This window comes from Phenylobacterium sp. (assembly GCF_031360265.1).
GTDB lineage: Bacteria > Pseudomonadota > Alphaproteobacteria > Caulobacterales > Caulobacteraceae > Phenylobacterium.
Genome location: NZ_JANMBF010000130.1, coordinates 1 through 22,635, shown reverse-complemented (window position 1 = coordinate 22,635; position 22,635 = coordinate 1). Strand labels below are relative to the sequence as shown.

The following is a 22,635-nucleotide window of genomic DNA, read 5'->3' as shown; positions in this document are numbered from 1 at the left end:
CATTTGATAGCGTGTAACTTCCAACTGCTGTATTTTGATCTCCGGTGTTGCCGTTAAAAAAATAAAATGCCTGAAATCCATTTGCAGTATTACCCATCCCGGAAGGGTTGTTAAAAAGTATCTCGCCGCCGCCGCACCACGACATCTATTCCATCGAGGATCTGGCCCAGCTGATCCACGACCTGAAGAACGTGAACGGCAAGGCGCGGATATCGGTCAAGCTGGTGTCCGAGGTCGGAGTCGGGACGGTGGCGGCCGGCGTCGCCAAGGCGCGCGCCGACCATGTGACCATCTCCGGCTTCGAGGGCGGCACGGGCGCGTCGCCGCTGACCTCGCTGACCCATGCGGGATCGCCCTGGGAGATCGGCCTGGCCGAGACCCAGCAGACCCTGCTGCTGAACGGCCTGCGCACCCGCATCGCCGTGCAGGTGGACGGCGGCCTGCGCACTGGCCGCGACGTGGCCATCGGCGCCTTGCTGGGCGCCGACGAGTTCGGCTTCGCCACCGCGCCCTTGATCGCCGCCGGCTGTATCATGATGCGCAAGTGCCACCTCAACACCTGTCCGGTGGGGGTGGCGACCCAGGATCCGGTGCTGCGCGCGCGCTTCACCGGCCAGCCCGAGCACGTCATCAACTTCTTCTTCTTCGTCGCCGAGGAGCTGCGCGAGATCATGGCGCAGATGGGATTTTCCACGGTCAACGAGATGATCGGCCGCGTCGATCGCCTCGACATGAACCCGGCGCTGGACCACTGGAAGGCGCAAGGGATCGACCTCGGCCGCATCCTCTACGCCGCCCCGGCCGAGGCGGCGAAGGGGCTGTGGAACCAGGACAGCCAGGATCACGGCCTTGGCAAGGCGCTGGACAACACGCTGATCGCCGACGCCAGGGCCGCGCTTGACGGCGGCGCACCGATGCGCGGTGCGTATGCCGTTCGCAACGTCAACCGCACCGTCGGGGCGATGCTCTCCGGCGAGGTGGCCCGGCGTTACGGCCATGCCGGCCTGCCGGAGGATACGATCTCGCTGAAATTCCACGGCAACGCCGGCCAGAGCTTCGGCGCCTTCGCCGCGCGTGGCGTGTCGCTGGAACTGACCGGGGACGCCAACGACTATGTCGGCAAGGGCCTGTCCGGCGGCCGGGTGGTGGTGCGCCAGCCGCCGCAATCGCGTCGCGAGCCTACCGAGAACATCATCGTCGGCAACACGGTGCTCTATGGCGCCATCGCCGGTGAGGCCTATTTCGAGGGCGTGGCCGGCGAGCGTTTCGCCGTGCGCAACTCCGGCGCGGTGACGGTGGTCGAGGGCCTGGGCGACCACGGCTGCGAATATATGACCGGCGGGGTGGTGGTCGTGCTGGGCGATACCGGCCGCAACTTCGCCGCGGGAATGAGCGGCGGCGTCGCCTACGTCTATGACCCCGCGGGCCGTTTCGGCGACCTCTGCAACACCGCCATGGTGGCGCTGGAGCGCGTTGGCCCCGCGACGCCGGAGCCGGCCAACGCCTCTGGCGCCTCGGCGCGGCCAAGCCAGCGGTCGATTTCCGTCGAGGACAGCGGCATGGGCGATATGCTGCGCTTCGACGCCGAACGGCTGCGGATCCTCATCGAACGCCACCATCGGCATACCGGCAGCAAGCGCGCGCGCGACATCCTGGACAACTGGGACGAGGCGCTTGGCGCCTTCGTCAAGGTCATGCCGGCGGATTTCCGCCGCGCCCTCCTGGAGCTTGCCTCCGACCGCGAGACGGCCGCCGCCGTCGCCGCGGAATAGCCCCTAGTTTTCGGAGACCACCCGATGGGCAAGCCCACCGGCTTCCTGGAGATCGCGCGCAAGGACCGTGGCTATGACAAGGTCGCCGCGCGCCTGAAGACCTGGCGCGAGTTCGTCAAGCCGCTGCCGGGCGCGGAGGTCGGCCAGCAGGCCGCGCGCTGCATGGATTGCGGCATCCCGTTCTGTCACCAGGGCTGCCCGGTCAACAACCAGATCCCGGATTTCAACAATCTGGTGTTCCGCGACCAGTGGCGCGAGGCGCTGGACAATCTGCAGTCCACCAACAATTTTCCGGAGTTCACCGGCCGCGTCTGCCCGGCGCCCTGCGAGGCGTCCTGCACGCTGAACCTCGACGACAACCCGGTGACCATCAAGACCATCGAGTGCCAGATCGTCGATCGCGGATGGGATGAAGGCTGGATCACCCCGCAGATGTCGCCACGCGGCACCGGCAAGCGCGTCGCGGTGGTAGGGTCCGGCCCCGCCGGCCTGGCCTGCGCCCAGCAACTGGCCCGCGCCGGACATGCCCCGACGGTGTTCGAGAAATCCGACCGGATCGGCGGCCTGCTCCGCTATGGCATCCCCGACTTCAAGATGGAAAAGCACCTCATCGACCGCCGCATCCGGCAGATGGAAGGTGAGGGCGTGATCTTCCGAACCGGTTTCGAGGTGGGCGTCACCGTCTCGGTGCAGCGCCTGCTCGACGACTATGACGTGCTGGTGATGGCCGGCGGCGCCGAGGCGCCCCGTGACCTCGACGTCCCCGGCCGCGAGCTCGATGGCGTCCACTTCGCCATGGAATTCCTGACCAAGCAGAACAAGCGCAACGCCGGCGATCCGGAAGCGGCGGCCGCGCCGGCACGGGCGATCTCGGCCCAGGGCAAGCACGTCCTGGTGATCGGCGGCGGGGACACCGGCTCCGACTGCATCGGCACCTCCAACCGCCAGGGCGCGGCCTCGGTGACCCAGCTGGAAATCATGCCGCAGCCGCCGGAGCGCGAGAACAAGCTGCTGACCTGGCCCGACTGGCCGCTGAAACTTCGCACCTCCTCGAGCCAGGAAGAGGGCTGCGAGCGCGATTTCGCGGTGGCCACCAAGCGGGCGGTGGGCAAGGACGGCCGCGTCACCGCGCTTGAATGCGTGCGGCTGGACGCCGTGGCCGGCGCCGATGGCCGCATGCAGATGCGCGAGGTCGCCGGCTCCAGCTTTGAACTCAAGGCCGATCTGGTTCTGCTGGCCATGGGTTTTGTCGGCCCTAGCCAGCCGGGGTTGGTGGAGAGCGGCGCGGTGGAGCTCGACCCGCGCGGCAACGTCAAGGCCAGCGTGGTCGACTATCAGACCTCGGTGCGCAACATCTTTACCTGCGGTGACATGCGGCGCGGCCAGTCGCTGGTGGTCTGGGCGATCCGCGAGGGCCGTCAGTGCGCCCGCGCCGTCGATGAACACCTGATGGGCGCCTCCAAGCTGCCGCGCTAGAAGCTTCCACCCGGGCGGGCATGGCTCGGGGTTGCGTGGGGAGGCGGCCAGTGGAAGCGCGTTGCATCGTCGGGTCCGCCGACCGCCTGGGCGAGGGGCCGGTCTGGTCGCCGCTGGACGGCCGCGTCTATTGGTTCGATATCAAGGGCAAGCGGCTGGCCTGGTACGAACCGAAGACCGACGAGCGCGGCGCCTTCGACCTGCCGTTCCGCGCCAGCGCCGCGGCCCCCCGAACCCAGGGCGGCCTGCTGATCGCCACCGAGAAGGGCCTGGCGATCTGCGATCCGGACAGGGGGGAGATCGGCATCGTCCAGCCGTTGGAGCTGCCCGAGGGCTTTCGCACCAACGACGGCAAGATCGACCTGGCCGGCAATTTCTGGTGGAGCACGATGGACGACGACCACGGCAAGCGACCGGGCTCGGTCTATCGCACCACGCCGACGTTCCGGACCGATCGGGTGCTGACCGGCATCCACATCCCCAATACGATCTCGGTCAGCCCGGACGGCCGGCGGCTCTACATGGCCGATTCCAGGCGGCAGACCATCTTCCGGCACGAAATCGCCGACCTGGGGAAGGTCGAGGTGTTCGCCCACACCCGCGGCGCGCCCGCCACCCCGGACGGATCGGCGGTGGACGCCCGGGGCTACCTGTGGAACGCCCAATGGGGCGGCTGGCGGATCGTCCGCTATGCGCCGAACGGCGAGATCGCCGAGATCATCCAGATGCCGGTCGAGCAGCCCACCAGTTGCTGCTTCGGCGGCGATGACTTCACCACGCTCTATGTGACCAGCGCCTGGGATGGACTTTCGCTGGAGGCGCGGGCCCGGCAACCGGTGGCGGGCGGCCTGTTTGCCATCGAGACGGGCGTGAAAGGACTGGCGCTGCCGCTGTTTGCCGGGTGAGGTAGGGCCATGGCCGACAAACCGCTGCGCAGCACCAAGAGCTATGGCAAACTCGATCGGGACGGGTTCATCCATCGAAGCTGGATCAAGGCCACCGGCCTGCCGGACCACGTCTTCGACGGCCGCCCGGTCATCGGTATCGCCAACACATGGTCGGAACTGGTCACCTGCCAGATCGGCCTGCGCGATCTCGCTGAATTTGTGAAGCGCGGGGTCTGGGAAGCCGGCGGCGTGCCGATCGAGTTCCCCGCCATGTCGCTGCCCGAGACCCAGATGCGGCCCACGGCGATGCTGTTCCGCAACCTTTTGGCCATGGAGGTCGAGGAGTCGATCCGCGCCAACCCGATCGACGGCGTGGTGCTGCTCGGCGGCTGCGACAAGACCACGCCCGGCCTGCTGATGGGCGCGGCGAGCGTGGACATTCCCGCCATCTTCCTCTCATCCGGTTCCATGCTGAACGGCAAGTTCCAGGGGCGCGACATCGGCTCGGGCACCGATGTGTGGCGGTTTTCCGAAGCGGTGCGCGCCGGCGAGATGAGCCTGGCGGACTTCATGGGCGCCGAGGCCGGCATGAGCCGCTCGGCCGGCGTCTGCAACACCATGGGCACCGCCTCGACCATGGCCAGCCTGACGGAGGCGCTGGGGATATCGCTGCCCAACAACGCCGCCCTGCCAGCCGTGGACTCCCGTCGCAAGGTGCTCGCGCACCTGACCGGCAATCGAATCGTCCAGCTGGTGAAGGACGACGTGAAACCGTCCGACATCATGACCCGCGACGCCTTCGAAAACGCCATCCTGCTGCACGCGGCCCTGGGCGGCTCGACCAATGCGGTGGTGCACCTTCTGGCCCTGGCCGGGCGGCTGGGCGTACCGCTCAGCCTGGGGGATTTCGACGAGATCGCCCGCGACGCGCCGCTGCTGGTCAACCTGATGCCGTCGGGCAAATATCTGATGGAGGACTTCTGCTACGCGGGCGGCGTGCCGGCGGTGATGGCCGAGCTGGGCCCTCTGTTCCGCAACACGGCGCTTACGGTTGCGGGGGTGACCCAGGGCGAGATCGCCGCCAGCGCCAAGGTCTGGAACCGCGAGGTCATCGGCACGCTGGAGACACCTGTCGGGCCATCGTCCGGCGTCTGGGTCTTGAAGGGCAATCTCTGTCCGCAGGGCGCGATCCTGAAGCCCAGCGCCGCGACCCCGGCGCTGCTCACCCATCGCGGCCGGGCCGTGGTGTTCGAGGACATCGAGGACTATCACGCGCGCATCGACGACCCCGATCTGGATGTCGATGAGACCTCGATCCTGGTGCTCAAGGGGTGCGGACCGAAGGGCTATCCCGGCATGCCGGAGGTGGGCAACATGGCCCTGCCACCGAAGATCCTGCAGACCGGTGTCACCGACATGGTGCGTATTTCCGACGCCCGGATGAGCGGCACGGCCTATGGCACGGTGATCCTGCACGTGGCCCCCGAGGCCGCCGCGGGCGGCCCCCTGGCGCTGGTCCGCAATGGCGACGAGATCGCCTTGGATGGCCCGAACCGGACGCTGGACCTGCTGGTCGATGATGTCGAATTGGCGCGCCGACGCGCCGATTGGCAGGCAGCGCGCAAGCCCTCGACCTATCAGCGCGGTTGGTATCGGCTCTATATCGACACGGTGCTGCAGGCCGATCAGGGCGTCGACCTCGACTTCCTGGTCGGCAAGTCGAGCGCCGAGGTGACCCGCGAGTCCCACTGACCGTCGACGAAAGCCCCCCACAGGTTGCATCGACTTGCAATCGCCCGCCCGATGCTGAAGGTTCATCGGCGAAGAGCCTTGGGGGCCTACGGATGATTCAGACGAATTCGGAGCGGACCAGGTCGCTGGCTCGCAATCTGGTCGAGATTCTGACGGCCTACGAGGAGGAACTCATGGCGGTGGAGCGGGAGACCCCGGCCATGGGGCAGCTGCGCCGCGCCGTGGGAATCGCTATCGCGGAGGCCTGCTATCTTATCACTGACCAGGGCCTGGACGAGGCGGAATGGTCCCCGCGCTCCGACGGCCAGTCGCGCCGCGCCAGCTAGTTCAGATTTTGCGGAGACACCATGGCTCGTAGACCTGACGCCCTTGCCGACCCCATCGACATCGCCGTCGGCGCGCGGATACGACTGCTTCGCAAGGTCCGCGGCCTGTCGCAGCAGTCGCTGGCCGAGTCGGCCGGCGTGACCTTCCAGCAGATTCAGAAGTACGAGCGCGGCGCCAACCGTGTGAGCGCCTCGATGCTGTCGCGCATTGCCGATACCCTGCAGGCGCCGGTCGCCGAGATGTTCGGCGAGGCCAGCCCGGCGAGCGGCGCCATCGACGAGGTCGCCAGCCTGCTTTCCGAGCCCGGCGCACTGGAACTGCTGCGAGCCTTCTCGCGGTTGCCCCGGGGCGGGCCGCGCGCGGCCCTGGTGGAATTCGTCCGCAGCCTTCGCGACGTCTGAGGCCGGTCAGGCCGGCGTGTTCAGCGCCGCGACCGCGCGCGCCTTCACCGCCATGTAGTCGACCTTGCCGTTGGGCGCCCGGCCGATGGAGTCGACCAGAACAAGGTCGCGGGGGGCCTTGTAGCCGGCCAAGGTCGCGCGCACATGCTCGGAGAGTTCGGGCAGGGTCGGTTGTCCCGCGCCATCGGCCTCGACGACCGCGCAGATCCGCTCCCCGAAACGGGCGTCGGGCAGACCCACGACGACGGCGTCGCGCACGCCCGGATGGGTCTTCAGCGCTTCTTCGACCTCTTCGGGGAAGACCTTCTCGCCGCCGGTGTTGATGCAGACCGAGCCTCGGCCCAGCAGTTTCAGGGTTCCGTCGAGGTTCACCTCGGCCCAGTCGCCGGGCACGCTCCAACGCTGGCCTTCCAGGGTCTTGAAGGTCTTGTCGGTCTTCTCCGGATCCTTGTAGTAGCCCATCGGCAGGAAGCCGGTGACCGCAACCAGGCCGCGTTCGCCGGACCCGGGCGCCACCCGCCGCCCGTCCTCGGTGAAGACCGCGCAGTTGGGGCCGATGACAAAGGCCGCGGTCTGCACCTCGGCCCCCGGCGCCGAGGCCGAGACGCCAAGGCCCACCGCCTCCGACGAGCCAAAGCTGTCGAAGATCATGGCGTTGGGGCAGTGACGGAGCAGGCCACGCTTGTTCTCCTGGCTCCACATGGAACCTGATGAACTCATCGCCTGGACGGTGGACAGGTCCCAGCGGCCCGGGTTGGCCTCCAGCACCTCCAGCATCGGCGTCGAGAACGCCAGGCCGACGATGACGATGCCGTCGGCCTTCAGCCGCTCTGCCTCGTTCCACAGCTCGATGGCGCTGAACTTGCGTGAGGGCAGGGTGGCCACGGCCCCGCCAAGGTTGAGGGCGATGATCGAGGAGAACTGTCCGGTGCCGTGCATCTGCGGACAGGCCACTAGGGACAGCGGCCGGTAGTGGTCCGGATCCGACAGCCGCGTGGCCGCCTGCTGCAGCGTCTCGATCGGGGCCAGGCCGCGCAGCACCTGGCCGCCGGCGCCGACGACGTTGAACAGATCGGTCTGCCGCCACATCACCCCCTTGGGCATGCCGGTCGTGCCGCCGGTGTAGAGCAGCAACAGGTCGTCCGGAGAACGGCCCCAGGGCGCCTTCACGGGACGCCCGGCGGGCGCCGTGGCGACGATGGCGTCGTAGTCGGCGGCCCAGGCGGGAACTGGGTGGCCCGGCTCGGCCAGGGCGATCCAGGCTTTCACCCCGGTCAGGCGGGGCCGGATCGCCTGCACAACGTCGGAAAATCCCGCATGAAATATAATGGCTTGTGCGTCTGCATTATCAAACAGGTAGAAGAGCTCTTCCGGCCCGTAGCGATAGTTGGTGTTGACCGGCGCGAACCCGCCCTTGAAGGCCGCGTAGTAGGTCTCGAAATATTCCGGGCCATTGTAGAGGAAGGCCGCGACCTTGGCCTGATGGTCCAGTCCCGCCGCGATCAGGTGGGCGGCAAGCGCGTCGGCGCGGGCGTCAAACTGGCCCCAGGTGACCACCCGCTCGCCCTGGATGTGCGCGGGACGATCGGGCTGCGCGCCGGCGATCGCCTCCCAGATGTCGGCGAAGGTCCAGGCCTCCATGGCGATCTCTCCCCGTAGGTATTTCTTGTTTGCCGGAATGTGGGGGCCTCAAGGGGGCGGAAGTCAACTCGCGATCAGAGCGGCAGGGCGGTCGTGAACTTGATCTGCTCCATGGCGAACGACGAGCTCACGTCCTGCAGCGGCGCCGCGGCGATCAGGCGCTTGTAGAAGGCGTCGTAGGCCGCGATGTCCTTGACGATCACCTTCAGCAGATAGTCGATCTCTCCGGACATCCGGTAGAACTCCATGACCTCGGGAAATCCCGCCGCGCCCTTGGCGAAGGCGTTCAGCCAGTCCTGGTCATGGCGACTGGTGCGAACCGCCACGAACACCACCAGGCCCAGGTCGAGGCGCTCGCGGGCCAGGAGCGCCACCCGGCGCTCGATAATGCCCGTATCTGTGAGGCGCTTGACGCGCTTCCAGCACGGAGTCTGCGAAAGGCCGACGCGCTCAGCCAGCTCGGCGATGGGGATCGTGGCGTCGGCCTGCAGTTCGCGCAGGATCCGGCGGTCGATGGCGTCGAGAACGAATTCCATGCGCGAGGCCCTTTTGCGAGACTCCAGTTCTACGCCGATGCCGGCTTGCGCGGCCAGCAGACACCTTCAATGCCGTGCGGTTCGCCGGAAGGGCCCCCGTGGATCGATGCGGCGGGTTTTTCGCCCTCCGTCCGCCGCCATGCACTTCTCGGGGTGGCGCAGGGCGGAATTGCCCCTAGGATACCGCCAAGCGACTCAGTTCACGCGCTCGATGCGTGGCGGCAGCCGTCCGATATCTAGCTGGGGGAGCCCAATGGCCGAAGTCAAGAAAACCAATGCTCTGCAAAAGCCGCTGACGCCGTCGGCCGAACTGGCCGCTGTGGTCGGACCGGGGCAGCTGTCCCGCGGCGAGGTCGTCTCGAAGATCTGGGTCTATATCAAGGCCAACAATCTTCAGGACCCGGCGAACAAGCGCGACATCCTGGCGGACGCCAAGTTGAAGCCGGTGTTCGGCGGCAAGGACAAGGTCAGCATGTTCGAGATGAACAAGCACCTGGCCGGCCATCTGAAATAGCCGATCCATCTTCGGGGGGCCTGGGCGGCCGCCGGACTGTCGGACTGGAGAAACCTCGCTGGCGAACGCCATGCGAGGTTTCTTCGTTTCTGGGTGGCCCCAGCCGCGGCGCCAGTCCGAGCGCCCCGCCTGCCCCGCCGCGTGCGGGCAGGGCCGATTGCGAGCCCGGGCGACGGATGCAACCATGTCGGGGTGAGCGGACTTCAGGGCGCGCATGATCGAGATCACAACGCTGTCGGAGCTGACCATCGACGGCAAGCTCGCGCTGCATCGGGCGTCGTCCAGCAAGGACCTGTTTGACTATTCCGGTGACGAATTGAAGACCTGGTTCCACGGCCAGAGGGCGGCTGCGGACGCCATCATGGTGGGCGCCAACACCGTTCGGGTCGACGATCCTTCGCTGACGGTGCGCTATGCCCCGGGCCGCAACCCGCTGAGGGTGATCCCGTCCTCGGATGGTCGTCTGCCGCTGACCTCGGTCCTGCTCAACGACGGCCTGCCGACGCTGGTCGCGGTCGCCGGACGCGCGACGGCGGCGACGGTCGCCGCGCTCGAGGCGCTGCCCGCGGTCGAGGTCATCCGCTGCGGCGACGACACGGTCGATCTGCCGACGCTGCTCGACCGGCTTGAGGCGCGCGGCGTCGCGAGCCTGATCGTCGAAGGCGGCGGCACGCTGCTGTCGAGCCTGTTCGCACAGGGTCTGGTGTCGAAGATCGTCATCAAGCACATTGCGGTCATCTCCGGCGACCCCGACGCGCCCACCTTTCTGACGCCGACGCCGTGGCCGGGATTCGAGCCAAGCCTGTCACGCTGGCGGATGATCGAATGGTTCGCGAAGGGCGGTATCGGAATTTCGGTCTATGTCCGCCAGGGTCCGCCGTGAGTGTCGATCCGCGGACCCTGGCCGACCTGGCGGTGCGACTCGCCGATAGCGCCGGCGTCGCGCCCGTCGCGGCCTTTGACGGGCGCATCGACAACGTCGGCGACGATCCGAGCCTGCGGACCTACGTCAAGCATCAGGTCCTGCTGCGGGCCTATCAGGCGCGCTATGTCGTGCTGCCCGACGAGGTCCCGGCGGGTGGAGTGCTGGAGCCGATGGGGCGGCACTATGACGCCGGCCGACTCGGCGCCCTGGCGGCGCTGCGGCCTGGCCTTGAGGCCGAGCTGATCGCCCCGCTGGCGCCGGAGCCGACAGGCGAGGTGGGCCCCTATGTCGCGGCCATGCTGACGGAGATCCGCGACGCGCCGGAGAATGGCTTCACCGCCTGGCTGGGCGGGGCGGGGCATCGCGACGACCACTATCGGAATTTCCTGGTGCAATCCTCGCCGGATCTGCTGGCGGAAGCCTCCGCCTCGGCGCTGGGGGTGGTCGGCGACTTCGGCGAGCCGCAATCGGCGCTGTTCCGCATTCTGATCGACGAATTCGGCTATGGCAGCCATCCCAGGAAGCACAGCGTGCTCTTTCGCGCGACCCTGAAAAGCTTCGGCCTGGATGACGCCTACAACGGCTACTGGCCCTGGTTCGACACCGAGGCGCTGGCCCTGCACAACACCATCCACTGGCTGTTCCAGAACCCCGGCAACATCTTTCGGCAGGTCGGTTTTCTGCTCTACGCGGAGACGGCCTATCAGAGGTCGACCAAGGCTCATCACCGCTACCTGCGCCAGCATCACCCGGGCGCCGACGCGCGCTATTTCGCCGAGCATGCCCATATCGACCTGCACCATACCCGCATGGTCATCGACGAGGCGGTGACGCCGCTGGTGGCTCGGTTCGGGCCGCAGGTCGGGGCGGAGATCATCGCCGGGGCGGACCTGACCAAGGCGGCCTTCGCCCGCGCCGGCGCTCACCTGCTGGGGGTCTCGCAAGCCTTTGCCGCAGCCCCGTCGGCGCGTTGGGGCGTCGCGGGGGCGGCGCGCGCGGAGCTGGGACGCCCGGTGACGCCATCCAGCGATCTTGGCGGCGCGCCGGTTCAGGTGGGCGTCCTGGGCGTGCTGGAGGACGGCCGCGACCTTGCCGCCTTTCCGCCGGCGGCCATCGGGCGGCTGACGCCATGACGGGTCCCGCGGTCTCGGTGTGGATCGGCCACGATCTGCCGCCCATCTGGCGCGACGGGATCGAATATTTCCTGCTGTCGGTCGATGGAGAACTCTATCTTGCGCCGAACCGCTGCCCGCATCGCGGCGGCCCGCTGAAGTTCGGACGGCTCGACGCCGCGGGCGACCTGATCTGCCCGATGCACGGCGGGGCCTTCTCCATCGCCAGCCTGCTGGCCAATCCCGACACCCTGCGGCTGACGGCGGTGCGATGAGCGGCTTTCCGCTGGCGCTGGTCGTCGAGGACGGCCGGTTCAAGCCGGCCAACGCGGTCACGCTCAGTCGCGGCCTGTTGATCGCGCCGATCTTCGCGCTGTTGTGGGCCGGCCATTCAACGCTGGCGCTGGGCCTCTATGGGGTGGCGGCCGCGACGGATGTGGCCGACGGCTGGCTGGCGCGGCGGTTCCAGCAGGCTTCGGCCTTCGGGGCTCAGCTCGATGCGGTGGTCGACAACCTGTTCTCCGTGGCGATCCTGGGTTTCCTGGCGCTGGCCTACCCCGGACTGGTCGCGCGGCAGTGGCTGGCCAGCGCGGTGCTGTTCGGCGCGCCGCTGGTCTATCTGGCGATCTCGTGGCTGCTGACCCGCCGGGTGCTGATGTTCCATGTCTGGTCGGCCAAGGTCGGCGCGGCGCTGTTGTTCTGCCTGTGGCCGGCGATCGCGGTGACCGGCTGGCAGGGGTGGCTGTGGCTTAGCGCCGGGCTGGTGGGCCTGAGCCGGTTGGAGCAGGTGATCCTCATCGCGCGCGGCGGCCGCGACCTGAATGCAGCGCACGGCTTCGCGCGCCTGCCGTAGGGCGGGACCGCGCCGCGGCTCGACGTCGCGGGCGCTTGAGGCGGGCTGGCGTCGGCGACGTCATTGTTGCACGGGGCGGGTTGTTTTCTGGAATGATCAACAGCAATGCGCTGGCTACCGGACCCTGACGGCGCGACCCTATCGCCGGATTTCTTTGGCTCGACGCGCAACGCCGCGGCGGGTTCGATTGGCTGCATCTGAAGAAAGGCCCTCCTTCCCTTCGACGCATTTCTCGACATAAGGCGTAGGTTGCGGCTTTGGTCCGGAAAATCCGTTCCGAGTCCATGACGGCCAAGATCACGACCTGAGCATTTTCGGAGTCTATCAATGTACGACGCGCCTGCCCCGATGATCAGCGAGACGGAACTCCGCGACCTGGAGGCCGAGTATTGCTCCTGGGGGGACACGGTCCACTATCTGGATCACCCGAAATTCTTCGAAACCTGCGAAGGCTCGTACATGTACGACGCCGAGGGCCGGGCCTTCCTGGACCTGCAGATGTGGTACTCGACGGTCAATTTCGGCTATCGCAACCCCCGCCTGAACGCCGTCGCCCACCGCCAGCTCGACCGCCTGCCGCAGGTCGCCTCGCAGCATCTGCATCGGGAAAAGGTGGAGCTGGCCGCCCTGATCGCCCGCGACGCCCAGGCGAAATTCGGCGCCAAGGGCCGGGTGCACTTCAACGTCGGCGGCGCCCAGGCGGTCGAGGACAGCCTGAAGCTCGTGCGCAACGCATCGAACGGCAAGAGCCTGATGTTCGCCTTCCAGGGCGGCTATCACGGGCGCACCCTGGGCGCCTCGGCGATCACCTCGTCCTATCGCTATCGCCGGCGTTTCGGCCATTTTGGCGAACGCGCCCACTTCGTGGAATTTCCGTACCATTTCCGCGGGCCGAAGGGGATGAGCAAGGAAGAGTACGGCTCTCACTGCGTGCGCAACTTCGAGCGGCTGTTCGACAGTGAATTCAACGGCGTACTCGACCTGAAGGCCGGCGAGGCGGAATATGCGGCATTCTATGTCGAGCCGATCCAGGGCACCGGCGGCTATGTGATCCCGCCGAAGAATTTCTTCATCGAGCTGAAACAGGTCCTCGACCGCTACGGCATCCTGCTGGTGGTCGATGAGGTGCAGATGGGCATCTACCGGACCGGCAAGCTGTGGTCGATCGAGCACTTCGGCGTGCAGCCCGACGTGCTGGTGTTCGGCAAGTCGGTGACCAACGGCCTCAACCCCTTGTCCGGCATCTGGGCCAAGGAGGCGCTGATCAATCCGACCGTGTTTCCGCCGGGTTCGACGCATTCCACCTTCAACGCCAATCCGATGGGCACGTCGGTGGCGCTGGAGACCCTGCGGATGGCCATGGAGGGCGACTATGAGCGCAGCGTCGCCGAGAAAGGGGCCTATTTCCTGGCCGGCCTGAAAGACCTGCAGGCCCGTTGGCCGCAGCTGGGAGAGGTCGATGGCCTCGGCCTGGCCCTGCGCGCCGAGATCTGCCAGTCCGACAGTTACACCCCCGACAAGCCGCTGCTGGACCGCATGGTGGCCGAGGGCCTGAAGGGCGACCTGAATGTCGGCGGCCGGACCATGGGGCTGATCCTCAACGTCGGCGGCTACCACAAGAACGTCATCACCCTGGCGCCGTCGCTGGACATCACCACCGAGGAGATCGACCTGGCGCTGAAGCTGCTCGACGCGCTGCTGCGACGCTGCGTCGACGCCTGATCGGCTGGCATGCGCACGGCGCTCCTTCACCTCGACGCGGCGCTGGACCGCCAGGACGTGCTTGCCGCTCGGCTGGGCGAGCGCGGCGGCCTGGCGGTGGACGCGCGCGATCTGGGTCCGTCGTTGCGCCTTTGGAGCCGGCCGGCGGCGCTTGAACGGCTTCGCGCGCGGCTGCGCCAGGATCTGCCGGTCGCCGCCGGGCCGGCGCTGATCTTCTCGGGGTCGGGGGATTTCCATCACGTCACGCCGCTCCTGCTGGAGCGGGCGATCGAGGTCGCCGGCTGCGCGGCGGTGACCGTTGTGCACTTCGACAACCATCCCGACTGGGTGCGGTTCGCCAACGGCGCCCATTGCGGGTCCTGGGTCGGGCTTGCCGCCCGCCTGCCGGGGGTGGCCAAGGTGGTGACCGTCGGCGTCTGCAGCCCGGACATCCGCCGACCCGACGCGCGGCGCGCCGACCTGGACCTGCTCGCCGAGGGACGGCTTGAGCTCTACGCCTACGCCGCCCCTGACGGCGGTGACTCCGTGGAGCTGTGCGGTCGCGACTGGCCGACTATCGCGGCCATGGGCGAGGCCGAGTTCGCCGCCTTCCTGCCCGGTCGCATCTCCACCGAGGCGGTCTATGTCACCATCGACAAGGACGTGCTGCGCGCTGACGACGCGGCGACCAACTGGGACCAGGGTCGCACCAGCCTGGCGCTGCTCAAGACCTTGCTGGCCCCCTTGCTGGCCGAGCATCGCCTGATCGGCGCCGACGTCGTCGGCGACTGGTCGCCGGCGGTCTATGGCGGCGGGGTGGTGGCGGGCGTGATGAAGCGCGGCGAGGCGTTGCTGGACCAGCCGTGGTCGCGCCCGCCGGCGCGAACCCGCGCGGCAAACGAGGCGGTGAATCTCGAACTGCTCGAACTCATCGGCGGTGGGGAGCAATGAGCTTGGGAAGGCGCGCAAAGGTCAAGGACCGCAGCTTCCGCGTTCGCGGCGACGGGCGGCGCGGTGTCCTGCTGCTGCACGGGCTGACCGGTGCGCCGGGCGAGATGAAGGCGTTGGGCCGCGTGCTGCACCGTCAGGGGTTCGGCCTCTACGCGCCGCTGCTCGCCGGACATGGCGGGACGGAGGCTGATCTTCTGAAGACCGGCTGGCGCGACTGGGTCGCTTCGGCGCGCGCGGCCTATCTCGACTACGCCCGCGAGGTCGACGAGGTCTATGTGGCCGGGATCTGCGCGGGCGGGGCCATCGGGCTGGCGCTCTGCGCGGAGTTCCCGCAGATCCGCGGGGCGGCGGTCTATTCCATGCTCTTCGAGTACGACGGCTGGAACATGCCGCCGATCACCATGGGCGCGCGCGTGATCCAGATCGTGGCGAACCTGCCGCTGATCCGGCGCCTGAGCTTCACCCAGCCCCATCCCTACGGTCTGAAGGACGTCCGCCTGCGCGACCTGGCGGCGCGTGCGCTGCAGTCGATGATCCCGGGCGCGCTGGACCGGATGCCGCTGGGGGCGATGCATCAGCTCTACCGCCTGGCGCGCCACGTGGAGCAGGTCGCCCCCCAGGTCACCGCGCCTGTGCTGATCGTCCACGCCCGCGAGGACGACATGGCCAATCCCCGCAATGCCTATCGCCTGCGCGATGCGCTCGGGGGGCCCAACGAGGTGGTGTTGCTGGAAGACAGCTACCACATGGTCCACGTGGACAAGGAGCATGTTCACGTCGGCGAGCTGACCGCCCGCCTCTTCGGCGCGACGGCGCCGGTCGCGCCGACGACGCCGGCGACCGCATCGGTCGCGCCGCGCGAGGCCATCGATGCTTGAGGCGCGTGTCGTGGAGTCGCTGGCGCAGGTTGACCCGGCGAGCTGGGACGGCCTCTTCGCCGACACCCTGGAGGGGTACGACTATCTGCTGGCGGTGGAACGCGCCGGATTGCCGGATTTTCGCTGGCGCTATGTGCTGGTCAGCGAGGGCGACGCCCTGTTGGCCGCCGCGCCGGCCTTTCTGACCGAATATGGCCTGGAGACCACGCTCGCCGGCCCGGGCCGGCGGATGATGGAGGGCCTGCGGCGCGTCGCGCCCGGCGCGCTGACCCTGCGCCTGGCCTGCATCGGCTCCCCCTGCGCCACGACAGCCGGGCTGGGGTTCGCCCCCAGCCTGGCGCCGGACCGCCGCGCCGCGGTGCTGCGCCACCTGCTGGAGGCGTTCGAGGCCGAGGCCCTGAAGCAACGCTGCGGGCTGTTCGCCCTGAAGGATGTGGCGGCGTCCGACGCGGTGGTGATGGACGCCGCGGCGGGGCCTCTGGGCTACCAGCCGATCGCCAGCCTGCCGCTCGCCAGCCTGGACATCGATTTCGCAAATCTCGACGAATATATGGGCCGGCTGACCGCCAGCGCGCGCAAGGACATGCGCCGCAAGCTCCGCGCCCTTGCGCATATCCGCATCGAGTTCCGCAGCAACATCGACGACGTTCTCGACCGGGTGATGGCCCTCTATGCGGAGACTCGCGCCCGGGCCGAGATGAGTTTTGAGCACCTGACCGCGGACTATTTCAGCGGCGTGCCGCGGGAGATGGGCGGCCGGGCCTTCTACGTGCTCTATTTCCAGGACGATGCGCTGCTGGGGGCCAACCTGCTGCTGCAGGACGGGACCACGCTGCTGGACAAATATTTCCTGATGGACGCCGCGCGCGGGCGGCCGTTCAATCTCTATTTTCTGAGCTGGTTCACCAATGTGCGGCTGTGCCTGGAGCGCGGCCTGACCAGCTACCGGTCTGGCCAGGCGGCCTACGAGAACAAGCTGCGGCTGGGCAGCCGGCTGACCCGGACGTCGATCTATTTCCGGCATCGCAACCGGGTGGTGAACGGCGCCATGCAGCTGTTCGCCCCGATGTTCGCCGCCGATCCGACCGTCAGGCGCGCCGCATGAGGCTCTCCCTGCCGCTGAAGACGCTGATCCATGACTGGCGCCGCTTTCTGCCAGCCATCGTCGCCGTGGCGTTTTCCGGGCTGCTGGTGCTGCTTCAGGCCGCCGTGATCCTGGGCATCTTCTCGCTGTCCAGCCTCTATGTAACCCGCTCCAGCGCCGACCTGTGGGTGGGCTTTCCGGGGGTGCAGAGCATCGACCTCGGTCGGCCGGTGACCTCGAAGGCCGAGCTGTTCGTCTGGATGGAGCCGCACGTGCAGCGGGTGGAGGCTTTTCTATGGGGGTCCGGCGAGTGGCGCACCGAGACGCGCGGCATGGTCAATGTGTTCATCGTCGGCGTCTCGCCGACGGCCGATTCCATGGCCCTGTCGGATGCGCTCTCCCGCCAACAGCGGCTGGCGCTCGCCGACCCCGACGCGGTGCTCGTCGATCAGGCCGATCTGCACAAGCTGCAGACGCAGGTGGGTGGCAGCGCTGAGATCAATGGCCGCAAGGTGAGGGTTGTCGGGGTGACGCGCGGGCTGCGTGGCCTTGGCGGGGTCAATGTCATTGCCTCTCTGGCGACCACCCGGAACCTCGATCCGACCGCCGGGCCGGATGGCAAGGTCGCCTATCTGCTTGTCCAGCTCGACGACCCCAAGGTCGCCGCCCAGGTCGCCGCGTCATTGAACGCCCAGGGCCGGGACCGCGGCTTCGAGGCCCTCACCGGCAACGCATTCGCCCGTCGGACGACCCGCTACTGGCTGGTGGAATCGGGCGCCGGCGTGGCGTTCATCTTTGGCAGCCTGGTGGCCATCCTGGCCGCCGTGATCATCACCAGCCAGACCCTGGCCGCCGCTGTCGCCGGATCTTTGAAGGAGTTCGCCGCCTTGCGTGCACTGGGATTTTCAATGAGAGCCTTGAACGGCATCGTCCTTCGGCAAAGCTTCTGGGTCGGCTTGGCCGGCCTGATCGTGGCTGGCCTGCTCACCCTCCTGCTGGCCGTTGTGGCCCGGGCCGCCGCCGTGCCCATCGTGCTGTCGGCGCCTATGATGGCGGCGGCCGGGGTGCTGGTCGTCGTCACCGCGCTCGGCTCGGGGGTCTACGCCCTGCGCCGGGTGGGGCAGGCCGACCCCGCGACGTTGCTGCTTTGACCCGGCCCGCGCCCATCCTGCCGGCCTTGCTGGCCCTGCTGGCTCTGCAAGGCGCCGCCTGCGCGCCGCGTGACACCCCTGCCCGCGCCGGGCGGGCAGGCGCAGCCGCGCCGATGAGCGCGGTGGCCAAGGGCGTGGTCGATGCCGAGGCCGGCCTGTTGCAGGTGCGCGCGCCGCGTGACGGGACGGTCACCCGCCTGCACGTCGAGGTCGGCGAGCGCGTGACCGCCGGCCAGCCCCTGGCGACCTTCGATCTTCAACAGGCGCGGCTGGGTCTCGAGGCGGCCGACGCCGACCTGGGCGCGCGCCGCGCGCAGGTTGAGATCGCCCGCGCCCACGCGGTCGGCGCCGCGCGTGAGGCGACGCGCCTGGCCCGGCTGGTCGCTCAGGACGCCGCCCCCCGCCAGGACGCCGATCAGGCGGCCACCGCCGCCCTGGTGGCGCGGGGCGAACAGAGCGCGGCCGAGGAGGCCCTGCGGGTTTCGCAGGCCCGGCGGCGGATCGATGCCTACGAGGTCGAGGTGCGTGTGGTCCGCGCGCCGATGGCGGGCCGCATCGTGCGGCGCGACACGGTGGCGGGCGCCTATGCCGCGGCGGCCGGGCCGCTGTTTCTTCTCGAACCGGATGGCCGGCGCGTCGTGCGCGCCGAACTGGACGAATCCTTCGCCGACCGGGTGCGGCCCGGGATGTCCGCCACTGTGACGCCCGAGTTCCAGTCCAGCCGGGCCTATCGCGCCCGGGTGCTGCGGGTGGCCGACGTGCTCACCGGCGCCTCGATCCCCGAGGGCTCCAACGCCAAGGCTGACACGCGGGTGGTCTCCGTCCTGCTGACGCTTGACGGGACGACAGACCTGAAGATCGGCCAGCGGGTGCTGGTGCGTTTCACCCCGTGACCGCGCTCCGTCTAGGGGCCCGTCTCGGCGCGGGCATGGCGCTGGCGATGCTGCTGAGCGGCTGCGTGCACGAAACCGCCGCTGACCGGGCGCCGAGGTCTGATCCGATGGGCCGCCTGACGCCGGTCGGTGACTCGCCCTGGCGCCAGGATCTGGGAGACCCGGAGTTGCGAGGTCTGTTGCGCCAGGCGGACCTGGGCGCGCTGGACATCAAGATCGCGCTCGCCCGCCTGGAGCGGGCCCAGGCCGAAGTGGACCTGGCCCGCGCGGCGGCGGCTCCGCAACTGGCGGTCGGCGCCGCCGGCGCGGTGGGCGGCAGGACCTTCGCCTCGCGCCGCGCGGTTGGGTCCCCGACGCTGGAGGTGACCTACGATTTCGACATCTACGGGCGGATCGCGCGCCTTCGCAAGGCCGCCGCCTTGGAGCGGACGGCGAGCGCCCAAGACCTGGCCGAGGCGCGCCTGCTGGTCGCCGCGGAGACGGCGCGGGCCTATGTCGCGCTCTGCGCCGCCAGCGACAGCCGCGCGGCCGCGGTGCGCCGCCAGGCGTCGGCGGCGCGTGCGATCACCCTGGTTCGCGTCCGGGTGTCCGAGGGTGTGGCCACGGCCCGCGATCTCGATTCCCGCGCCGCGGCCGATGATGCCGCCGCGATGCTCGATCGGGCGGCCCGTGTCGGCGTGGCCACGGAGACCGCGCGGCTCGCGGCGCTGACCGGCGTTTCGCAACCCCCCGCACCCGCCTGCGCCACGGGGTCGAACCCGACGGGGGCGGAGACGGTGGCGGCGAAGGTCGTCGATTCCCGTCCCGATGTGCAGGCCGCGCTTGCCCGGCTGCGGGCGGCGGACTTCCGACGCGCCGCCGCGGTGGCCGCCGAGCGGCCGCAGTTTCAGATTTCCGCCGCGCTTGGCGCGCCGGACGCGGCGGTCTCGAGCCTGCTCGGCACAGGCGTTCTGGCCTGGGCTCTGGTCGGCCGGATCGGCGAGACGCTGCTGGACGGCGGCGCCGGTCATGCGCGCATCCGCATTGCGGCGAGCGAAGCCGACCTTGCCGACCTGGCCTATCGCAAGGCGGTGCTGCAAGGCTGGACGGAGTTGAAACTCACCACGATGGCGGTGGCGGCGGCGGATGAAAACCTGGCCGCCGCCCAGAGGGCCGGCGTCCGCGCGCAAGGCCGGCTCGACACCCTGCGGATCCGCGGCGCCCAGGGCGTCGCCGACGGATTGGCGCTGGCGGACGCCGAGGAGGGGCTTGAGCAGGCCCGCGACGTCCTGCGCCAGGCCCGGCTCGGCGCCGCCGAGGCGCGCATCGCCCGTGCGCTGGCCGGCGGCGGACGGTGACCTCGCGGGTGGTCCAGGCGCGCGGTATCTCCAAGACCTATGGCGAGGGGCCGCAGGCGGTTCAGGCCCTGCGGCCGATGGATTTCAAGGTCGATCGCGGCGAATTCCTGATCGTCGCCGGGCCTTCCGGCTCGGGCAAATCGACGCTGCTGGCCATCGTTTCCGGCCTGCTGACCCCCAGCGCGGGGTCTGTAACCGTGCTGGGGCGCGACCTGGCGGCGATGTCGCGCGACGCCTTTGACCGGTTTCGGCTGGAGAGTTTCGGTTTCATCTTCCAGGGGTTCCATCTGCTGCCGGCGCTGACCGCCACCGAACAGGTGAGCATCGTGCTGCAGCGCCAGGGTCTGCGCGGGCCCGCCGCGCGGAACCAGGCCCGCGCGTCGCTTGAACAGATGGGCCTTGGCGCGCGCCTCGACAGCCGCCCGGCCGAGATGTCCGGCGGGGAGAAGCAGCGCGTGGCCATCGCGCGCGCGCTCGCCAAGCGACCGCAGCTGATCTACGCCGACGAGCCCACCTCGGCGCTGGATTCGGAGAACGGGCGGCAGGTGACGCGGATGTTGCGCGCCGCGGCCGAGCAGGACGGCGCCACGGTGGTCTGTGTCACCCATGATCCGCGGCTGATCGAACACGCCAGCCGGGTGATCCGCATGGAAGATGGCGCCTTGCTTGAGTCCTAAGCTTGGTGGATTGAGGCGATGAGACTTCGGCGACGTCGGCATACTGGGGGTTCGGTCCCCGCGACCCGACCATGGAAATGACGGTGCAATGGCTCAGACAATTCCCACGGATGACGAACTCTTCGACGTGATCGCCACGGAGGCCCTGGTTGACCGGGGGCTGCTCAACCGCGACGCGGCCCTGGAGGACCTGGGCATCGCCTCGCTCGACGTGATCAGCGTGCTGTTCGAGGTCGAGGAACGGTACGGCATTGTCGTGGAGGCGAGCGACCTGGAAGACTGCAAGACCCTGGGACAGCTGATCGACAAGCTGAAGGCCCAGGCACCGGTCTCCGCCTGACGCCCGGAGCCTTCGTGAACCGCATCGCCGTCACCGGCCTGGGCGCGATCTCGGCGCTGGGCCCATCCTTCGAGACGACCTGGCAGGCCGTGGCCGCCGGTCGCGGCGGCATCGCACGCTGCCTCGTGGGGGACTCGCCCCATGGTCCCGGCGGGCTGGAGTTGCCGATGGCCCGGGTCGCCGAGGGCTATGAGGCGGCGTTGGACGCGGCGCTGGGCCATCCAGTGGCCGGCGGCCTCGACCCCTTCGCCCGGTTCGTGCTGGCGCCGGCGCTGGAGGCGCTGGAGCAATCGGGCTTGCGCGGCCACCCGGTCCTGGACGAGCGGACGGCGATCGTCTTCGGCCACGGCCTGGGCGGGTTGGCCACCCTGGAGGCCGGCTATGAGCGGTTCTTCGGGCTGAAGTCGCCGCGCATGCACCCCTCCACCGTGCCCAAGGTGATGGTCAGCGCCGGCGTCAGCGCCGCGGCCATGGCCTTCGCGATTCGCGGGCCGGTGTTCGCCGTCTCGAGCGCCTGCGCCTCCTCCGCCCACGCCATCGCCCAGGGCGCGGCGATGATCGCCACGGGCCAGGTCGACGTGGCCATGGTCGGCGGCAGCGAAGCCGTGTCCACCGCCGGGTCTGTGCGCGCGTGGGAAGCGATCCGCGCCATGTCGCCGGTGACCTGCCGCCCGTTCTCCGCCGACCGCGACGGCATGGTGCTGGGCGAGGGCGGCGCGGTGCTGATGCTGGAAGCCTGGGACCACGCCCAGGCGCGCGGCGCGGCGATCCTTGGCGAACTGGTCGGCTGGGGCATGTCGTCGGACGCCTTTCACATCACCCAGCCCTCGCCGGAGGGCCAGGCCCGCGCCATGCGCCAGGCCGCCCGCCAGGCCGGCGCGCTGGACCGCTCCGACATCCTGGTCTCGGCCCACGGGACTGGAACCCCGCTGAACGACGCCGCCGAGACCCGCTCACTGGTGGAGGTGTTCGGCGAACGCGCGCGCGCCATGCCGGTGATCGCCACCAAGAGCGCCCACGGCCACCTGATCGGTGGCTCGGCGGCCCTGCAGGCGGCGCTGGGCCTGCGCGCCCTGACCGAGGGCCTCGCCCCGCCGATCCTCAACTTCACCGCCCGGGACCCGGCGTGCGACCTGGACCTAGTGATCGGCGAGGCGAGGCCCATCGCTTCGAAGCTCCTGCTGCAGAACGCTTTCGCGTTCGGCGGGCTGAATGTGGCGTTGATGTTCGCGGGGCCGAACGGCGTCTAGCGGATCGGTTGACGGTCCAGGAAGCCCAGGAAGTGGGCCGGCCAGATTACCCTGACGCCCGCCGCCCGCTGCTCGGGCAGAATCTCGGCCCGCAACGCCGGCATCCGCGTCCAGTGCTGCTTGGGCCGATAGTGGTGCTCGGCGTGGTAGCCGTTGTTCAGGAACACCAAGTTGTAG

The 22,635-nt window shown here is 69.0% G+C and carries 24 protein-coding genes; 21 read left to right on the top strand and 3 right to left on the bottom strand.

Translation table 11 applies throughout. The annotated features are described in order from the left end of the window. Positions 1 to 107 precede the first annotated feature (107 nt). From RMN86_RS12140 to RMN86_RS12115, 6 genes are all read left to right on the top strand, one after another. Positions 108 to 1,772, top strand: coding sequence for a glutamate synthase-related protein (locus tag RMN86_RS12140; RefSeq protein WP_309606103.1), 1,665 nt, complete (start codon positions 108 to 110; stop codon positions 1,770 to 1,772). Positions 1,773 to 1,796: 24 nt separating this feature from the next. Further along, positions 1,797 to 3,248: a glutamate synthase subunit beta gene (locus tag RMN86_RS12135; protein ID WP_309606102.1), complete on the top strand. Its 1,452-nt coding sequence runs from the start codon at positions 1,797 to 1,799 to the stop codon at positions 3,246 to 3,248. A 50-nt stretch (positions 3,249 to 3,298) separates the two neighbouring features. Continuing rightward, positions 3,299 to 4,153, top strand: coding sequence for an SMP-30/gluconolactonase/LRE family protein (locus tag RMN86_RS12130; protein WP_309606101.1), 855 nt, complete (start codon positions 3,299 to 3,301; stop codon positions 4,151 to 4,153). Positions 4,154 to 4,162: 9 nt separating this feature from the next. After that, positions 4,163 to 5,887: an IlvD/Edd family dehydratase gene (locus RMN86_RS12125; protein ID WP_309606100.1), complete on the top strand. Its 1,725-nt coding sequence runs from the start codon at positions 4,163 to 4,165 to the stop codon at positions 5,885 to 5,887. Between the two features lie 92 nt (positions 5,888 to 5,979). Next, positions 5,980 to 6,213, top strand: a complete 234-nt coding sequence (locus RMN86_RS12120) for a hypothetical protein (RefSeq protein WP_309606099.1) — start codon at positions 5,980 to 5,982, stop codon at positions 6,211 to 6,213. A gap of 21 nt (positions 6,214 to 6,234) precedes the next feature. After that, positions 6,235 to 6,615: a helix-turn-helix transcriptional regulator gene (locus RMN86_RS12115; RefSeq protein WP_309606098.1), complete on the top strand. Its 381-nt coding sequence runs from the start codon at positions 6,235 to 6,237 to the stop codon at positions 6,613 to 6,615. Between the two features lie 6 nt (positions 6,616 to 6,621). On the opposite strand, the gene RMN86_RS12110 is transcribed toward RMN86_RS12115, so the two are convergent. Together RMN86_RS12110 and RMN86_RS12105 are read right to left on the bottom strand one after the other, a co-directional pair. Continuing rightward, positions 6,622 to 8,256 carry an acyl-CoA synthetase gene (locus RMN86_RS12110; RefSeq protein ID WP_309606097.1) on the bottom strand — a complete coding sequence of 545 codons (1,635 nt, stop codon included), beginning with the start codon at positions 8,254 to 8,256 and terminating at the stop codon, positions 6,622 to 6,624. Positions 8,257 to 8,330: 74 nt separating this feature from the next. After that, positions 8,331 to 8,792 carry an Lrp/AsnC family transcriptional regulator gene (locus RMN86_RS12105; RefSeq protein WP_309606096.1) on the bottom strand — a complete coding sequence of 154 codons (462 nt, stop codon included), beginning with the start codon at positions 8,790 to 8,792 and terminating at the stop codon, positions 8,331 to 8,333. A gap of 253 nt (positions 8,793 to 9,045) precedes the next feature. On the opposite strand from RMN86_RS12105, the gene RMN86_RS12100 reads away from it, so the two are divergent. The 15 genes from RMN86_RS12100 (at position 9,046) to RMN86_RS12030 (ending at position 22,458) form a co-directional block, all read left to right on the top strand. Continuing rightward, positions 9,046 to 9,306 carry an SWIB/MDM2 domain-containing protein gene (locus RMN86_RS12100; RefSeq protein WP_309606095.1) on the top strand — a complete coding sequence of 87 codons (261 nt, stop codon included), beginning with the start codon at positions 9,046 to 9,048 and terminating at the stop codon, positions 9,304 to 9,306. 214 nt (positions 9,307 to 9,520) lie between these two features. After that, positions 9,521 to 10,189, top strand: a complete 669-nt coding sequence (locus RMN86_RS12095) for a dihydrofolate reductase family protein (RefSeq protein ID WP_309606094.1) — start codon at positions 9,521 to 9,523, stop codon at positions 10,187 to 10,189. Beyond that, a complete protein-coding gene (locus RMN86_RS12090) occupies positions 10,186 to 11,364 on the top strand; it encodes an iron-containing redox enzyme family protein (RefSeq protein WP_309606093.1) in 1,179 nt (392 codons plus the stop codon). Before RMN86_RS12095 ends, RMN86_RS12090 begins: the two co-directional genes overlap by 4 nt. Further along, entirely contained in the window at positions 11,361 to 11,618 is a 258-nt protein-coding gene (locus RMN86_RS12085) for a Rieske (2Fe-2S) protein (protein WP_309606092.1), read from the top strand. Before RMN86_RS12090 ends, RMN86_RS12085 begins: the two co-directional genes overlap by 4 nt. Then, positions 11,615 to 12,196 (top strand): CDP-alcohol phosphatidyltransferase family protein, encoded by a 582-nt coding sequence (locus RMN86_RS12080; protein ID WP_309606091.1) that lies wholly within the window; start codon positions 11,615 to 11,617, stop codon positions 12,194 to 12,196. The genes RMN86_RS12085 and RMN86_RS12080 overlap by 4 nt, the downstream gene beginning before the upstream one ends. 327 nt (positions 12,197 to 12,523) lie before the next feature. Next, positions 12,524 to 13,918, top strand: a complete 1,395-nt coding sequence (locus tag RMN86_RS12075; RefSeq protein WP_309606090.1) for an aminotransferase class III-fold pyridoxal phosphate-dependent enzyme — start codon at positions 12,524 to 12,526, stop codon at positions 13,916 to 13,918. 9 nt (positions 13,919 to 13,927) lie between these two features. After that, on the top strand, positions 13,928 to 14,848 hold the full coding sequence (locus RMN86_RS12070; RefSeq protein WP_309606089.1) for a hypothetical protein: 921 nt from the start codon (positions 13,928 to 13,930) through the stop codon (positions 14,846 to 14,848). 2 nt (positions 14,849 to 14,850) lie between these two features. Beyond that, complete coding sequence (locus RMN86_RS12065; protein WP_309606088.1) at positions 14,851 to 15,726, top strand: alpha/beta fold hydrolase; 876 nt, start codon at positions 14,851 to 14,853, stop codon at positions 15,724 to 15,726. Next, positions 15,719 to 16,831, top strand: a complete 1,113-nt coding sequence (locus RMN86_RS12060; protein ID WP_309606087.1) for a peptidogalycan biosysnthesis protein — start codon at positions 15,719 to 15,721, stop codon at positions 16,829 to 16,831. Before RMN86_RS12065 ends, RMN86_RS12060 begins: the two co-directional genes overlap by 8 nt. Continuing rightward, on the top strand, positions 16,828 to 17,961 hold the full coding sequence (locus RMN86_RS12055) for an ABC transporter permease (protein WP_309606086.1): 1,134 nt from the start codon (positions 16,828 to 16,830) through the stop codon (positions 17,959 to 17,961). The genes RMN86_RS12060 and RMN86_RS12055 overlap by 4 nt, the downstream gene beginning before the upstream one ends. Continuing rightward, positions 17,958 to 18,854: an HlyD family efflux transporter periplasmic adaptor subunit gene (locus RMN86_RS12050; protein WP_309606085.1), complete on the top strand. Its 897-nt coding sequence runs from the start codon at positions 17,958 to 17,960 to the stop codon at positions 18,852 to 18,854. The genes RMN86_RS12055 and RMN86_RS12050 overlap by 4 nt, the downstream gene beginning before the upstream one ends. Positions 18,855 to 18,889: 35 nt before the next feature. Beyond that, positions 18,890 to 20,191: a TolC family protein gene (locus tag RMN86_RS12045; protein ID WP_309606084.1), complete on the top strand. Its 1,302-nt coding sequence runs from the start codon at positions 18,890 to 18,892 to the stop codon at positions 20,189 to 20,191. Then, positions 20,188 to 20,868: an ABC transporter ATP-binding protein gene (locus RMN86_RS12040; RefSeq protein WP_309606083.1), complete on the top strand. Its 681-nt coding sequence runs from the start codon at positions 20,188 to 20,190 to the stop codon at positions 20,866 to 20,868. Before RMN86_RS12045 ends, RMN86_RS12040 begins: the two co-directional genes overlap by 4 nt. 88 nt (positions 20,869 to 20,956) lie before the next feature. Next, positions 20,957 to 21,208 (top strand): phosphopantetheine-binding protein, encoded by a 252-nt coding sequence (locus RMN86_RS12035; RefSeq protein WP_309606082.1) that lies wholly within the window; start codon positions 20,957 to 20,959, stop codon positions 21,206 to 21,208. Positions 21,209 to 21,222: 14 nt separating this feature from the next. Next, positions 21,223 to 22,458, top strand: coding sequence for a beta-ketoacyl-[acyl-carrier-protein] synthase family protein (locus tag RMN86_RS12030; protein ID WP_309606081.1), 1,236 nt, complete (start codon positions 21,223 to 21,225; stop codon positions 22,456 to 22,458). Here the strand turns inward: RMN86_RS12030 and RMN86_RS12025 are convergent. Next, the coding region (locus RMN86_RS12025) for a fatty acid desaturase (protein WP_309606080.1) at positions 22,455 to 22,635 on the bottom strand (181 nt) is incomplete at its 5' end. The two genes, RMN86_RS12030 and RMN86_RS12025, sit on opposite strands and share 4 nt — an antisense overlap.